General features: G+C 68.1%; 13 protein-coding genes. 7 read left to right on the top strand and 6 right to left on the bottom strand.

Features of this window, described 5'->3' with window-relative positions; translation table 11 throughout:
* Both CLV40_RS36705 and CLV40_RS36700 read left to right on the top strand, forming a co-directional pair.
* A partial coding sequence (locus CLV40_RS36705; RefSeq protein ID WP_104483649.1) for a MerR family transcriptional regulator occupies positions 1-300 on the top strand: 300 nt, incomplete at its 5' end.
* Positions 301-993: 693 nt separating this feature from the next.
* A complete protein-coding gene (locus tag CLV40_RS36700) occupies positions 994-1,887 on the top strand; it encodes an IS5 family transposase (protein ID WP_104483648.1) in 894 nt (297 codons plus the stop codon).
* An 83-nt stretch (positions 1,888-1,970) separates the two neighbouring features.
* Here CLV40_RS36700 and CLV40_RS40990 read toward each other — a convergent pair whose 3' ends face one another.
* The 3 genes from CLV40_RS40990 to CLV40_RS36690 are packed head-to-tail and all read right to left on the bottom strand — an operon-like array spanning position 1,971 to position 3,926.
* Complete coding sequence (locus CLV40_RS40990; RefSeq protein WP_181043977.1) at positions 1,971-2,129, bottom strand: DUF397 domain-containing protein; 159 nt, start codon at positions 2,127-2,129, stop codon at positions 1,971-1,973.
* Positions 2,062-3,141, bottom strand: a complete 1,080-nt coding sequence (locus CLV40_RS37630) for a sigma factor-like helix-turn-helix DNA-binding protein (RefSeq protein WP_146108422.1) — start codon at positions 3,139-3,141, stop codon at positions 2,062-2,064. The genes CLV40_RS40990 and CLV40_RS37630 overlap by 68 nt, the downstream gene beginning before the upstream one ends.
* Complete coding sequence (locus CLV40_RS36690; RefSeq protein WP_181043976.1) at positions 3,138-3,926, bottom strand: RNA polymerase sigma factor; 789 nt, start codon at positions 3,924-3,926, stop codon at positions 3,138-3,140. Before CLV40_RS36690 ends, CLV40_RS37630 begins: the two co-directional genes overlap by 4 nt.
* Positions 3,927-4,219: 293 nt before the next feature.
* On the opposite strand from CLV40_RS36690, the gene CLV40_RS36685 reads away from it, so the two are divergent.
* Positions 4,220-4,411, top strand: coding sequence for a hypothetical protein (locus tag CLV40_RS36685; protein ID WP_146108420.1), 192 nt, complete (start codon positions 4,220-4,222; stop codon positions 4,409-4,411).
* A 117-nt stretch (positions 4,412-4,528) separates the two neighbouring features.
* Here the strand turns inward: CLV40_RS36685 and CLV40_RS36680 are convergent, their stop codons facing one another.
* Positions 4,529-4,762 carry a hypothetical protein gene (locus tag CLV40_RS36680; protein ID WP_104483644.1) on the bottom strand — a complete coding sequence of 78 codons (234 nt, stop codon included), beginning with the start codon at positions 4,760-4,762 and terminating at the stop codon, positions 4,529-4,531.
* Between the two features lie 566 nt (positions 4,763-5,328).
* On the opposite strand from CLV40_RS36680, the gene CLV40_RS36675 reads away from it, so the two are divergent.
* The 3 genes from CLV40_RS36675 to CLV40_RS38685 all read left to right on the top strand — a co-directional run bounded on the left by CLV40_RS36675 (position 5,329) and on the right by CLV40_RS38685 (position 7,051).
* Entirely contained in the window at positions 5,329-5,940 is a 612-nt protein-coding gene (locus CLV40_RS36675; RefSeq protein WP_104483643.1) for a hypothetical protein, read from the top strand.
* Between the two features lie 215 nt (positions 5,941-6,155).
* Positions 6,156-6,608 carry a transposase gene (locus CLV40_RS40985; protein WP_104483642.1) on the top strand — a complete coding sequence of 151 codons (453 nt, stop codon included), beginning with the start codon at positions 6,156-6,158 and terminating at the stop codon, positions 6,606-6,608.
* The gene (locus tag CLV40_RS38685) at positions 6,605-7,051 is read left to right on the top strand and encodes a hypothetical protein (protein WP_181043975.1); all 447 of its coding nucleotides are present in this window, start codon (positions 6,605-6,607) and stop codon (positions 7,049-7,051) included. Before CLV40_RS40985 ends, CLV40_RS38685 begins: the two co-directional genes overlap by 4 nt.
* 202 nt (positions 7,052-7,253) lie before the next feature.
* On the opposite strand, the gene CLV40_RS36660 is transcribed toward CLV40_RS38685, so the two are convergent.
* Both CLV40_RS36660 and CLV40_RS36650 read right to left on the bottom strand, forming a co-directional pair.
* Positions 7,254-10,691, bottom strand: a complete 3,438-nt coding sequence (locus CLV40_RS36660) for a CHAT domain-containing protein (protein ID WP_146108419.1) — start codon at positions 10,689-10,691, stop codon at positions 7,254-7,256.
* 763 nt (positions 10,692-11,454) lie between these two features.
* Entirely contained in the window at positions 11,455-12,438 is a 984-nt protein-coding gene (locus CLV40_RS36650; protein ID WP_146108418.1) for a transcriptional regulator, read from the bottom strand.
* Between the two features lie 1,001 nt (positions 12,439-13,439).
* On the opposite strand from CLV40_RS36650, the gene CLV40_RS40650 reads away from it, so the two are divergent.
* Positions 13,440-13,611, top strand: a 172-nt coding sequence (locus CLV40_RS40650; RefSeq protein ID WP_342752338.1) for a transposase domain-containing protein, incomplete at its 3' end; no start/stop codon positions are given.

Raw genomic sequence — 13,611 nt, 5'->3', positions numbered from 1 at the left:
CACTACCCGGCCTACACGATGGGCAGAGCCGCGGAGATGCTGGGAACCACACCGGGGTTCCTGCGCAGCCTGGACGAGGCGGGGCTGATCGAGCCCCAGCGCTCTGCCGGCGGACACCGCCGCTACTCCCGCCACCAACTGCGCATCGCGGGACGCGCCCGCGAACTCGTCGACCAAGGCACCGGCGTGGAAGCCGCGTGTCGCATCGTCAGCCTGGAGGACCAACTCCGAGAAGCACGCGCTCTCAACGAGGCGCACGCCCCGTCCGAACAGGACAAGCCACCACAGCACGACCTCTGACGCGGCCACCACCTCGACCGCTCATCAAGCAGACCCGACGAACCGCGGGCGAACCACCTGGGCCAACCTTCGCGGCGCCGGGTGGAGGTTGTGTTCGGCACCGGAGTGGCCGGTGCCGAACGATTCCCCCCGCCGCGCACTACCGTCCCTCCTGGATGTCACCGGGCACGCACCAACACCGATCCGGACATCGGCCGACCCATGTGGACCCTCGATCCCCAACCGTGATCGCGGGCGACCACGACGGTCGACAAGCGAGTCTCCATACCGATGCCGGACCGTCGCGCTCCCAACACGGCAAGGCTGACCGAAACCCTTCGATGAGTGTTGACCGGCCCCCGGCCCCGAACGGGAAAGGCCACCCGGCGCGCCGCGCTCCCAACATGCCGCAGCGGAGTGTGCGGCTGCGCGCGCCGGAACCTACGTGCATCCAGTTCAAGCATCGTGGCCGCGTCCAAGGCTGCCAACATGCGGGACCGACCGCGCAGGGCGATCGAAACCACGCGCACCACGCTCGGCGACCCATCAGGACCCAACTCCAGCAGTACCCGTGTTTCAACGCTGCACCCCCCGTCCAGTCGACTGGTACACCCCGGCCCGCAAGGGGAGCACCGCAGGGAGCAAATGGGGAGCAGAAATGCGCTCTGAACGGTCTAAGAGCGTGTTTGAGATCTTGGTCGGCGTGGCTGCTTGATCTTGTGGGTGTGGTTGGTCAGGGTGGTCTTCGTGGCGCGTGTGCAGCGGTATCCGCCGGATCTGTCGGATGCCGAGTGGGCGGTGGTGGAGCCGTTGTTACCGACGCCCGCCAGTCATCCGCGGGGTGGTCGGCCGGAGAAGCATCCGCGTCGGGAGATCGTGGACGCGATCCTCTATGTGGTGCGCACCGGGTGCGCGTGGCGGGCGTTGCCCGCGGATTTCCCGCCGCGGGAGACGGTGTACTGGTACTTCACCCGCTGGGAACAGCAGAGGCTGACCTTCCGAATGGTCGACGCCCTGCGAGCCATGGTCCGGGAGCAGGCGGGGCGGGACGCGGAGCCGAGCGCGGGACTGATGGACTCCCAATCGGTCAAGGGCGCCGACACTGTCGGTGTCGACACCCGCGGTTACGACGCGGGCAAGAAGATCAACGGCCGCAAGCGGTTCATCGTGACCGACACCCTCGGCCTGCTGCTGGTCGTGTTGGTGTTGCCCGCCGGCGTGCAGGACCGCGACGGCGCCAAGAGGCTGCTGCTGGAACTGCGTCACCGCCAGATCATGGCCAACACAGTACGTCGTGTCCGGCACTTGTTCGCCGACGGCGGCTTCGCCTGCACCCTGGTCGAGTGGGCCCACACCCTGCGGACCACGATCGAGATCGTCCGCAAACCCTCAGGACAGAGGGGATTCGCGGTCGTCCCCCGACGGTGGGCGGTCGAACGGACCTCCGCCTGGCTCACCGCCCACCGACGCCTGGCAGGCGACTACGAACGCCACCCCGCCACCGCCGAGGCCATCATCCGCTGGGCCGCCATCACCACCATGACCCGACGCCTCACCCGCGGACACGCCGCGACCCGACCCGGACCGCGCCCACTCACCACTCGGTAGATCTCAAACACGCTCTTAGGTTCCTCGGTCTTGTGTGAAGAAGGCGCGGAGCGATGCCCACGCGGTGTTGGTGAACACGCAGATTAGGGCCTGTCTGGGTTCTTGCTGTCACGCACCTGGGTTTCGAAGCCATGAAAACGGACCTCGACGCATGCGGTGTCCCCGGGGCTGGTCTCAGGTTTTACCAGCCCTCGCTCCGCCCGAGGGATTGTCCATGTAGGGATTGTCGACGTACTGCACAACGGGCTGCTCTGCGGATGAGGCGATTGCGATGGCTTGCTCAGCCACCGCGCGCCATTGGGAGGACGGGGACACTCCCATGTCGTACCTGTTGGCGATGGCGGCCGGTGGCGTGTCCTCTGGAGCTGGTGAAGAGTCGGCTGGGCGTTGGTTGGCGACGGTGGGCTTGTCAGGTTCGGGTGTGGTCGCACGGGTGCCGAGTTTGGCGCGGAGGGCGTTGAGCGCTCGATGCTGGGCGACGCGGATCGCGGCGACGGTGGTACCGAACAGGGTGGCGGTCTCGTCGGCGGTGAATCCGATGACGACGCGCAACTGGAGGACTTCATACTGCCGAGGAGTCAGCCCGGACAGCACAGCGGCGGCCATCTCGTCGATCAAACCGCCTTCCCGGGCTCCGTCTTCTAGACCATCGTCGGCGAGCGTGGAGGAGGTGTCCGCAGCATCGGCGGTTTGATGCGAGGACCGGAGTTCGGTGAGTTTGCGGTCGGCTACACCACGCACAAGCGCCAAAAGGGAAAATGATATCGATAGCCCCTTGAGGAGGTCGGGCATCGAGCCCTGGAGCGCAGCTCGGGCCTGGTTCGCCGCCTGGTTGGCGAGGGCCGGTGTTGACCGGGCGCGGACGTGGCAGTAGCGGACGATCGCCGGATGCAGCAGGTCCGCCAGTTGTCGTGGCGCGTCGGTGTCCCCGTCGATGACTGCTGCCACGAGGTTGCGTGGCTGTTGTTCACGGTCCGGGTCGCGCATGGCACTTCGGCCTGGGTTGGCCGCGGCCTCGCGCAGGGCGAGCACGTCGGTGTCGGTCAACGGCGCCAGGCGAGTGGCGCGGCGCATCGAGCCGGACGGTGGCCGCGTCGTGGCGGCCAAGGCGGCCGCCCGCTCGGTGATCGCGTCGGCCACTCGCTCTGGAGTCCGCGCGCGCAGCGTGCGAGCACCGGGGGTGCCCAGTGACGAGTTCTCGATGAGCTCCTCGACGCCGGGGCGGGCGGCGGGTGGGGGCGTCGGGTCGGTCATGACGTCCTCCTCGCCGGCGATGTTTGTCCGCGGGTTCGTTGGCGTTGCAGGATGCCGTCGACGGCCTTCGGGGTGACGTCGAGCAGTTCGGCGATTTCGGGGTAGGTGTAGCCCGCTTCCTGCAGGATGACCGCGGCGCGCGTGCGCTCGTCCGGGATGGCGGCGATGCCGGCGGTGATCCGCAGTTTGGTGAGCGCCCGCTCGGCCGGGTCGACGACGTATCCGTCGTGGCCACGTGAGTCGGTGTCCGGTCCCGCCGCGCGGACCAGGCGGGCATTGAGTTGTTCGGTGGCCCACTTGCGGTAGTGGTTGGGGAAGGCGAACACGCAGCGGCCGATGAAGTAGGTCTTGAGGCTCGCTCCGCCGTCGAAGGTCCATCCCCCGGCGATCAGGGCTCGTTCCTTGAACGCGGCGATGGCGGTGGTGACGGTGTCACCGGCCAATCCCGCTCGGTCGTCGGGGTCGTCCCATCGTTCCGGGGGTGAACCGGGCCAGCAGTTCTTGGCCTTGCACTGGGCGAACAACTCCCCCGATTTCAACCAGGCCATCATCACCGCGTACCCGTAGCGAGCCAGCTCGTACGCGAAGCGGTCCCAAGCGCGGCCCTCGAACCCCTCCAATGCGAGCTCGTTGTACAGCACCAGGTCACTCTCCCGCTGCCGCAGCGACTCCGCGGCTCTGAGCGCCTGGTCATCGAAGAACTCCTCGTCGGCCTCGGCCTCGGCGAGACTTTCGACGAGCGGCCTAACCCGTGTTGTAGCCCCCGGGACATCGGCATGGCGCACGTCGATTGACGGTCGCGGACCGCCACGCTCGACCTTGCGCCGCACCACTGCTCTTGACCCTTCCCGTGTCGCTGCCGCCCCGGAAGCCATAGCCGATCCCGGAGGGACCGTCTACGGCGTCGCAGACGATCCCTTCATATGTCACCGCACCCACCCGTCTCCCCGCTTGGCCACGAAAAATCTTCTGGCGAGTATTCGCCCAGTTCAGCGCGTGGAACCCGCGTGCACGGCTCACATACAAGGCCGGGCGGCGGCCCGGCCGGGCCGTAGTACCCGCACCAGGAGTGACCACCGTGCCCAAGCCTCCCGAGCCCCCACCCCTGCTGACCCAACGTGCCGCGATCATCCTCGCCCTCGGTGTCGGATGCGGTCTCCTGACCGCTGTGCTCACCGTTCTCGCCGGAGGGCACCTCGCGGCCGGGGTCCTCACCGGCCTGGTCACCATCGGTGGAGCCATCACCTTCTTCAACAAGATCATCCACTGAAGGGCGCGCCAAGTCCGGCAGCGGGCCATCGGCCGCGATGCCCGTCTCAGTGCGGTGCGGTGCCAACGCCGGTCATCCATACCGGGATGAGCCCAACCGCTCCCACCGCGGTGGTCGTCATCGACGCACTGACAACGCCCTGACCTGGGGGCACAGCAGCCCGGTCTCATGGAGGCAGACGACGAGGGCGATGGCGCCGGTGCTGCCGGTGATGGCCACGGTGGCGGTCTTGAGGGTGCGCAGCGCGCGTTCGGCGCGGTCGGTCTCGGCGATGAACAAGGTGACGTACCCGGCGCAGCCGACGAGCGCGATCAGCACCCCCAGGTAGGCGCCGAGTATCCACGTCCACATCTCGCGGTCCCTCCGAAAGTCGATGAAGCCCCTCAGGGGTACGGGGCGATGAACACCAGTGAAGGGTCCGCGATCGAGTTCCGGCCAGTCCGCGCCGGACTACACAGCGGGCATGGATAAGGAAAAACGAGGTGGGAGCCGGTGGCGAGACCGGGCGGGAAGTCCGGGGCATGCCCCCACGATCGACGAGGACGCGTTGCGCGCCCGCTACGGCGAGCCCGGGGTGGAGTTCAAACGGCTGCTCTACCGGCTGCGGGAGCAGGGCGGGTTCACCAACAAGCAGGCCGCGCAACGCTGGGTGCAACGACACCCCGACGACGCCCGTGCGCACAAGGTCCTCGACGAGCACGGCGGGCTCAACGCCAAGCGCCTCTCGGAGCTGATGGCGATGCGCCCTCCGCTGCCGTGGGAGTTGGTGAAGGCCTTCGTCGACCTGTGGCTGCGCACCCGCCCCGAGCAGGACCGTCCCGGGGTGGAGGTGGTGCTCGACCGGCTCAACGGACACCCAGCTCAGCCGCGCCGACCGGCAACGCGACCAGGCGCTGGCCCAGATCGAACGCGCGATCGTGTTGGCCGCCCGACTCCAAGACCGGATCACCCGCCACGGCGCCACCGACGTCGTCGTCTCCACCGGCCCGACCACGTCGGCGGCGCCGACCACCCGGGAGCTGCTGCTCGAGGACAACGACCGCGTCCTGGACCGCGTTGAGCACATGCTGCCCAGTGCCCTGCTCGACCACACCGACCACCTCGTCGACGTCTTCCCGCCCCCGGCGCCCCGGGAGCCGGTCACCGGCAACCCCGAGCCCACCCGGCACGCCCCGGACAACTCCCCCATCAGTGGCGATCCCGAGCCTGGCTCGGACAACCACCACCCGGCGCGGGTTCCCCGCGCGTATCGGGTGACGGCGGGGCTGTCGTTGACCGTGGCGCTGGCCGCCGGCCTCGCCACGGTGGGCCCACCTTCGAGTCCCCACGCCGACACCGGCGACAGCGGGTTCCCGGCCCTGGCCGCACCCGCGCCTACCACGAGCACCAGGCCGGTCCCGTCATCGCCGCCTCCCACCACCACCGTCACCACGAGAACGCCGCTCTTGACGGTGCCCCTGAATCCCGACTACCCCCTTCTTCTTCTACGACCAGGACTCTTTCCCCGCGGTGAGCACACCACCCGGTGACACCGGAAAGTCCCTGACCTGGACTTTCAAAGGCCCCCATCCTGCAGACAATCACGGAGTTCTACGTCGGGGGGCGCCTACCCCGGGAGGGAGTCTTTCCAGGCATGGTCCGATAGGGCCTGAAGGGAGTCGTCCGTGGCACCACCGAAGAAGCCCCCCGACGACGATCTGAGGGCTCGTGCTGTCTGGTTGTACCGTGGTCCGACCCCAAGCCGGTGATCCGACGCCTGCCCGAGCAGCGGGGCGTGCACCACGAGGCGTTGCGGAACTGGATCCGGCAGGACCAGGCCAGCCGCTGCGAGCGAGACGACCGGCCCATCGCGGCCGAGTCCGACGAGCTGCGCCGCCTGCGCAAGGAGCAGAAGCCGCCTCCGCAGGGATCGGCGGTAACGTGTTCGTGCGTGGTTGCGTCGGGCGGTGTTGAGATGATCTTGGTGTGGGTCGTGGGCGGTGGTGTCGAGTCGTCGGGTGACTGGTCTCTCGGCTCGGGTGATCGCCGATCTGGTGGCCGTGGTGGGCCCGGCCTGGCAGGCGCGGCGAGTGGCTCGGCCGCGATTCCGGACGCGACACAGGTGCGAGTGCGCCGCCCCAAGGGCGAACACCGTCGATCGGGACCGGTTCGTCTCGGGCAGGAGCAGAGGAGAACGCCCTCACGACCACGGTCGTGACCGATCGCGAGAACGGGACGCCGTTCTGCGGCGCCACCGCGCCGGGCTCGGTCGCCGACACCACCCAGACCCGCGACAACGGGTCACCCGCGCCGCTGCTCGGCGCGGGTGACCAGGTCCTCGGCGCGCGGACCGGCGCGGCGATCGTGACACCACCGCATCGCGGGTCCCGACGCGACCCGCCCACCTGCTACGAGCAACAGCACAACGCAAAGCCCACTGCTCACCACGGATCCACGTCGACCACAGCACCGACCACCCGAAGAACCAGCGATCCCTCGCCCGCCACCTCGTTCGCCGCGACACCGTCCGAACCGTCGCCGGTCTCCTGCCCGACCACCAGCACAGCGACCACGCCCCTGTCACACCACGCGAACCCGGACGGCGTGCTGCTGCGCCCCGAGCACGCCGCCTACAACCATGCCCGGTCGCTGGTCAATTAGCGGTACTATCTCTACGGCCCCAGGCCACCGCCTACCCGAGTGGGGTCGAGGACGTCGCCGAGCGGGTGGACTTCGCCCGCGACAGCGGGCTATCGCCAGCGGTGCGGTGCGGTGCGGTGGATATTGCTACGTCGGGTACTCCACGTGCCCGGGATTGCTAATCGACCTCAGTTCGCGGCATGCTCGCCATTAGGTGCTCACCTCACCGGCCAGAGCCGACGCAGACGAAGGGGCGACGGAAGGGATCTGTCGCGGTCACCACCGCCAAGGCGTGGGACGCGGGTGTTCCGTTTGAGAGACGGCGGTGGTAGTCGGCCATGGCGGTGGCTGTTGCCTCGTCGCCGATTCTGGTCACAGCGGCGATGACGGTACGAGCGCCTGCGGATAGCAGGACGCCTGCGAAACCGAGAGGCTCATTGCCTGGTCGCGCTCGGCTCATGCCCAGTTCGTTGGCGGCGAGAACCACCGAGGTGGGACAGTCGGGCAACTGCATGACGTCGTGAGCGAACAGTGGACCGTCGGCCAACTCGAGACGGGAGAACAGGGCGTTCTCGACACCGTGACTCCCGTGGCAGGCGAGGTGGGCCAGTTCGACTCCGTTGATGTGTTCCAGGACGGATGCGGTGGTCGCGTCGCGTCCCTCAAGGACACTGGCGTGGGGGTAGCTGCCGCGCAGTGTGTTGACCTCACTGGTTTTTGGCGGTAGGCCTGGACCCCTGACGAGGGCCACCCGTCCTTGGTTGCGTTTCGCGGTGTCGGCAGCGAGCCAGGCCGTCGCGGACGATGCCACGGCCACCGGTCTGCCCTGCAGCGAGGGCAGTGTTCCCCATGCGGTCGCGAACAGCGGGTCATCGGGGATCAGGACGAGTTCGCGATCGCCGGTGAGTCGGTTCAGTGGTCGGAGGAGTTCTTCGTCGAGCCTGTGTGCGCGGGCCTGTGCCGATGCCACGACTACTCGGGCCACCGGCGGAGGTAGGTCGTCCGGTGCCAGTGCGTTGAGATCGGCGTGCAGTTGCCAGGCCGTCTCCGCTACCAGCGCTCGATCGCCCGTCGGGATCAGGTGCGCACGACCGTCCACGACGACCAGCGCCAGACCCCTGTCTCTGCAAGCAAGGAAAGCGATCAGGGCACGATCACCCAGCCGTTCGGCGACCGCGGCGAACTCGGCGGGAGATCGGGAGACCAGGTTTGTCTGACCGCGCCAGCGGGTCAGCTCCTGCTCGAGTGCCTCGTGCTGTCGGGCCAGCTTGGCGGGCACGTAGCCGCCGATCTGTGCGAGCCGAAGGGTGTGGCTCAACTGGCGGTAGTCTTTGACGCGGTCAGCCAGCACAGGGTCCTGGATCGGCAACTGGTGGGTGTGGGCGCGCGATCGGACACGTTCAAGATGGGCGAACACTTCGGCGGGTTCGTCTACCGACCGGTTGTCCCGCAGCATCAGGCGCAGATCTAGCCATCCCAACTCCAGGAGGTGGTGGGGCGTCCCGTTCATCGGGTCCAAGCCTCCCGGGCGACCGCGGAAGTCGGCCACTTCGGCGAGGCCACCACGCACGTGTTCCCTTGCGAGGGCGCGTTCACCACGTGCGGCCGCCAGTTCCGCTTCGCAGAGCCAACGCAACATCCGGTGGTCGGCGGCGGTGAACTGGGGCGGCTTCGGAGTTCGGGCCAACTGGTTCTCGGCGTCAGCGATCCGCCCCGTGCGCAGCAGCACCCGCACCGCCAGCAACCGGGATACAGCGGACTCCTCGGAAAAGTGCAACTCGGCGAACCGTGTGGCGAGCCTCAATCCTCGCTGTGCCAGCGAAACAGTCGCCGCGCGTTTGGCCCACGCCCGTCGGACGTTCGCCTGGAGACGGACCAAGCCCGCAATGGCGGCCCAGGTCGATGCCCCGATTCTGAGGAAGCGGCGTTGGGCACGCACGGCAGATCTACCTGCTGAGATCGGGCGCCCGAGAAGCAGGTCCGCTACTGCGCGCAAGACTTCGGCTTCCCCGATGTCCTGCTGATCCGTCGCTCGGTCGAGCAACGACACGGCGTCATCCAACCGCCGCGCCGCTTCGTACGCGAGGCCCGCTGCCAGCAGGGATTCCGCTTGATCAAGCCAGATGCGCCCCCGGTACCCGGGTGGAACAGCGGCCAGGTCAAGATTGGCATACTCGAACTGGTGGAGCGCCTGCGGAATGTCGCCCATATGCCGGGCAACGAGCCCCAGAATGTGGCGAGCCGCAGCGCCACCGACGCGAGAACCGTCGTCCCCGCTGGCGAGAAAAAGATTGTCCCGTTCCATTGTCAACCATGAAATGGCGTCGTGCTGGCCTGCCAGGACCGGGGTGACGATGTCAGGCGGGTCCGACCACGGTGGCCGGTGCTTTCCGTGCTGCGGCGCTATCAGGTCCAGAGCGGTGCCAGTGCCGCGCAGGTAGTATCGGAAGAGCCGCTCGCCCGCAGACGTCAACTCATCCTTACTATCCATTTCGGACGCCAAGGATCTGGCATAGGTCCGCAGCAGGTCGTGCATCCGTAAGCGCGCCTTGCTCGTCACATCGATCAGACGGGCTCGGTGGAGCAGATTCACCAGTCCGCGCCCCTGAGCCGGAGTACAACCGGTCAGTGCCGCGACCGCACCGATGTCGAAGTCAGAACCGGGATGAGTGCCGACAAGCCGGAATGCCCGCGCGGTGTCCTCAGGCAGGTTGCGATAAGACCAAGAGAATACGGCACGCAACGCGGTACGCGCGTCGCCGCTGGCGTCAAGCACGTCCAGGCGCTGCCGCTCATCGCCCAGTTCGGCCGTGAGTTCGGCCAATTTCTCCCCAGAGCGCGCGATCGCCAACTCGGACACCATCCGTAAGGCGAGTGGTAGCCGGGCGCACTGCCGGATGAGTTCCGCGGCGGCCTCCACCTCCACATCGACCCGAGGCCCCAACTGGGTCCGCAGCAGGTCCACCGCCTCGGCGGAGGTCAGGAGGTCGATCTCGATCCGGCGGGCACCATGTCTGATGGCCAGCGAAGGCACTGCGTCTCGGCTGGTGACCAGTACGAAACAGCCGCCATGGCCGGGCAGCAGCGGTCGGACTTGTTCGGCGCTCTTCGCGTTGTCGAGCAGGATGAGCATCCGCCGATTTGCCGCAAATGTACGGAATCGCGTCGCGCGCTGTTCAAGAGTGGGTGGAATCGCGGACTCGGAGAGACCGAATGTCCGCAAGAAGCCGGACAGCGCTTCTGCGGGCGGCATGGGCTGATCTGGATCATATCCTCGCAGGTCGACATAGAGCTGACCGTCCGGGAATCGGTGTGCCACCCTATGACCCCAGTGCACTGCCAGCGCGGTCTTCCCCACACCTGCGGTACCCGACACCGATGTGATGACCACCGCCTGCGATCGGTCCGAATGGTCAAGCATGTCGTCGAGCGTTCGAAGCTGTTCCGCACGTCCGATGAACCCTGGGTCATCGGGCGGCAGTTCACGCGGAACGTAGTCACCCCCCACCCGACCCGGCGACGACACGAGGTGCATCCCGCCCGATACGTGGCCGACTTGCACCACGGTCGTCGCTTGACCAGACATGTCATTGCGCGTCAGCCATGCCCCAGACGACTCATCAGGCCCGGCAGCCCACTCTGTGTCGTGGTGTTTGCTCAACCCACGGCTCTCTCACGACGACGGACCACAACCGGAATCTATCGCCCACCCAGCTGGATGACCGCGAAGCCCGCAACCAACTGCTCCAACTCAACCCGAACAGACCAACAGCCGCCTGGTCATCTGTCCGGCGCTCGACGCGGCCACCACGAATCTTCCCCAGACCCCAGCCGGGATCGCCGACCGCGACCTGCTCACCACCGCTTGGGCCACGACCTGCCTGCCCCACCTCAACGGCACCGTCTACAGAACCCCACACCCCCACCGCCGCCCGCCTCCTCCAGACCACCCTCGATCACCTGCTCACCGCCCGGACACACCTCGGCAAGCAGCAGTGGGAACGGGCACGCACCGAGGTCCTCACCCTCCACCAAGGACCCCGCGCGCTCCTCTACACCGCACATCTGCTGCACCACGACGCCACCCACATCGCCGAAGACGCCACCGGACTCCACCCCACCGACCCCACCTAGTCGACGCGCTCTGGGGGCGCCGTCGCCGTCACGGCCTGGGGTACGCGCCTGTCGAGCGCCACGCGCGACACCCTGACCCGCCCCTGGCGCACCGCAGGCCTGTGCACTCCGTGACCTCCAACCGCACCCGAGGTCCGGCACTTCGGTCCGGGTCCCACGACGGGTTGGGGCGCTTGTGACCGGGCCCACGCACGTGGGGTGGGTGGCCACCGGCCCCGATCCATCGTCGCCGTCGGCGCACCGAGCAGCAGCTTAGGTCCCCCGCCCGCCACGGTCGCAACGGTCGGTCGCTACGCGCCGGCCCGCAGCACGACGCTCAGTTCCCGGGCCCCTGCGGTGTGGGGGTGACGGTGGACCAGGTCAGACCCGATACGGCGGATCGCCGGGCGGCTGGTGAGTTCGGTGGGGCCTCGCGGTAGGCGGCCAGCAGCGCGGCCGCGGTCTGCTCGGGGTGACCGTGCAGCCACCAGGCACGGGCCAGGTCGGTGTGCAACCGTCCGCGGCGCTCGGCGGTGCCGAAGTTGTTCGGGTCGCAGCCCACGCGCGGTGTCCAGTGCTCGGCCGGAGTCCCCGGCGGCCCAGTGCACCCCGACCTTGTAGAGCTGGACCTGGGCCGCGGTAACCACGTTCCCGCCGACGACGACCGGACGGCCGAGCCCGCGAACAGCGTGCTCGGCCGCGCCGATCAGGTCGACGGCGTGGGCCTTATCGCCGCTGGTGGCCGCGGAGTAGGCCGCGGCGCACAGAGTCTGGGTGAGGACGGTGCGCTGGGCGGGGGTGGTCAATCCCGTGTCCTGCACCGTGGTGATCGCGTCGAGCGTGATCCGCTGGGCCAGGTGGGAGCGGCCCTCGTGGCGCAGGACCACGCTGAGCGCGCGGGCCGACAGGGCCAGCGCAAGTGGGGAGTCGGCGCTGCGGGCGTGGTTCATGGCGCGGTCGGCGGTCAGGCGGCTGGCCTGGTGCTGCCCGAGCTTGTCCAGGGTGTGGGTCGCGAGGTCGTAGCAGGCCGCGACCATTGCCTCGGCCGTCGAGTCCGGGTGAAGGTCGGCCAGCTCATGCGCGGCGGCCAGCAGGTCGGGCAGCCCCGCGACCAAGGCCGCGTACTGTGCCTGGTCGAACAGGAGTTGGCTGGCGGCCAGGCGGGCGGTCACGGTGGCGGGGGTGACCGGGCCTTGCGCGGCGGGCAGGGCGACCAGGGCATCGTCGAGGCGGGCCAGCACGGTGTGCGGGACGACCAGGCCGGCGGCCGCGGTCAGGAACTGTCTGCGCTGCACGTCCTCACCGCTTCTCTCGATGTGTTGCTCGCCGACAGTAGCGAGTCCCAGGCGGGAGGGCGTGATGCCATACCGGGACGCGATCGCACGCAACTCGTCGATGTCGAGCCGCCGCACGTTGTGCTCGATGCGCGAGAGGGTCGAGCTGGCCGGTCACGAGAGCCGCTGGGCCATGGGCTGTGACGAGGGACCGGTGAATCTCCGCTGACACAGAGCTTCAGCGATCCCTCGTCGACCCGATACTCACCCGGATTCAAGGAGTCCGCTTCGGGAAAATCGCCCACCAACAGCGCGGGACCCGGCTTGCGGCCCACCGCGTGGTGGCCGCTCCACTATCGGACGGAAACGCGCCATGCCGCCACTGTCCTGGACAGCCGGACAGTCAACCCCGGACAGCGCATGAGCTGCGGAAAAAGACCACACCGCAGGCAGCGGCTTCACGCAGTCCGGATCGCAACGCAACCGAACATAATTGAAAGCTGTGACCCACGCTACACGCCCAGCTCGTGGGTGGCCTCGAATTCGGACAAGTTCGGACACCCCTACGGGCGTTGTGCGGTTGAACCGACGACGGCACTTATGGTCCTGTGAGACCGGATCGACGGAACCGCTCGAGCTTCTCGTGGCTGACACCACGCGAGCGGATCCCGGATGTCCACATCTCACCCGGATTCAAGCGGCGCTCCACGAAAGTGGGTGGCGCCCGGTCTCTATCGGAGTTTCGTCATGTCCTCCCCCGTCCCACCCACATCCCATCGCCCGTGCGCTCGGCACGCCTACGGTGAAGCGGTCGTCCTGCTGGTCACCGCTGGCCTGATCGGGTTTCTGGTCGTCTACGGTGTCGCCCTCGCTGCGGCCTGTGGCGCGGCCGTCACCGTGACAGCGGCGACACTCACCCTGGTACGCGGTGGGTCCTTCCTGGCCCGCCTCACGCCCCCGCCGGACCAGGGGGCCTAGTCGCAATGCCGGTCGGTTAGGTCATGGCGGGGCTGTAGCCTGCGGTGGTGGATGTTGGGTTGGGTGTGCGCGAGGGCGGCGGTCTGGCCGACCGGGCTGCGGTTGGTGTGCTGACTCGGATGTTTCCGGTGGAGTTGGTCGATCGGGTCATTGACCAGTATTGGCGTCGGGAACAGCGGACCCGCGCATTGCCTGCTCGGTTGGTCTTCTATTTCA

Source organism: Actinokineospora auranticolor, assembly GCF_002934265.1.
Classification (GTDB): domain Bacteria; phylum Actinomycetota; class Actinomycetes; order Mycobacteriales; family Pseudonocardiaceae; genus Actinokineospora; species Actinokineospora auranticolor.
The sequence above is the reverse complement of the archived record's forward strand: the minus strand, read 5'-3'. Positions and strand labels throughout refer to the sequence as shown.

Coding starts and splice junctions, on each gene's coding strand:
- CLV40_RS37630 (WP_146108422.1), bottom strand. CDS start 3,141: ATGACCGACCCGACGCCCCCACCCGCCGCCCGCCCCGGCGTCGAGGAG.
- CLV40_RS36680 (WP_104483644.1), bottom strand. CDS start 4,762: ATGTGGACGTGGATACTCGGCGCCTACCTGGGGGTGCTGATCGCGCTC.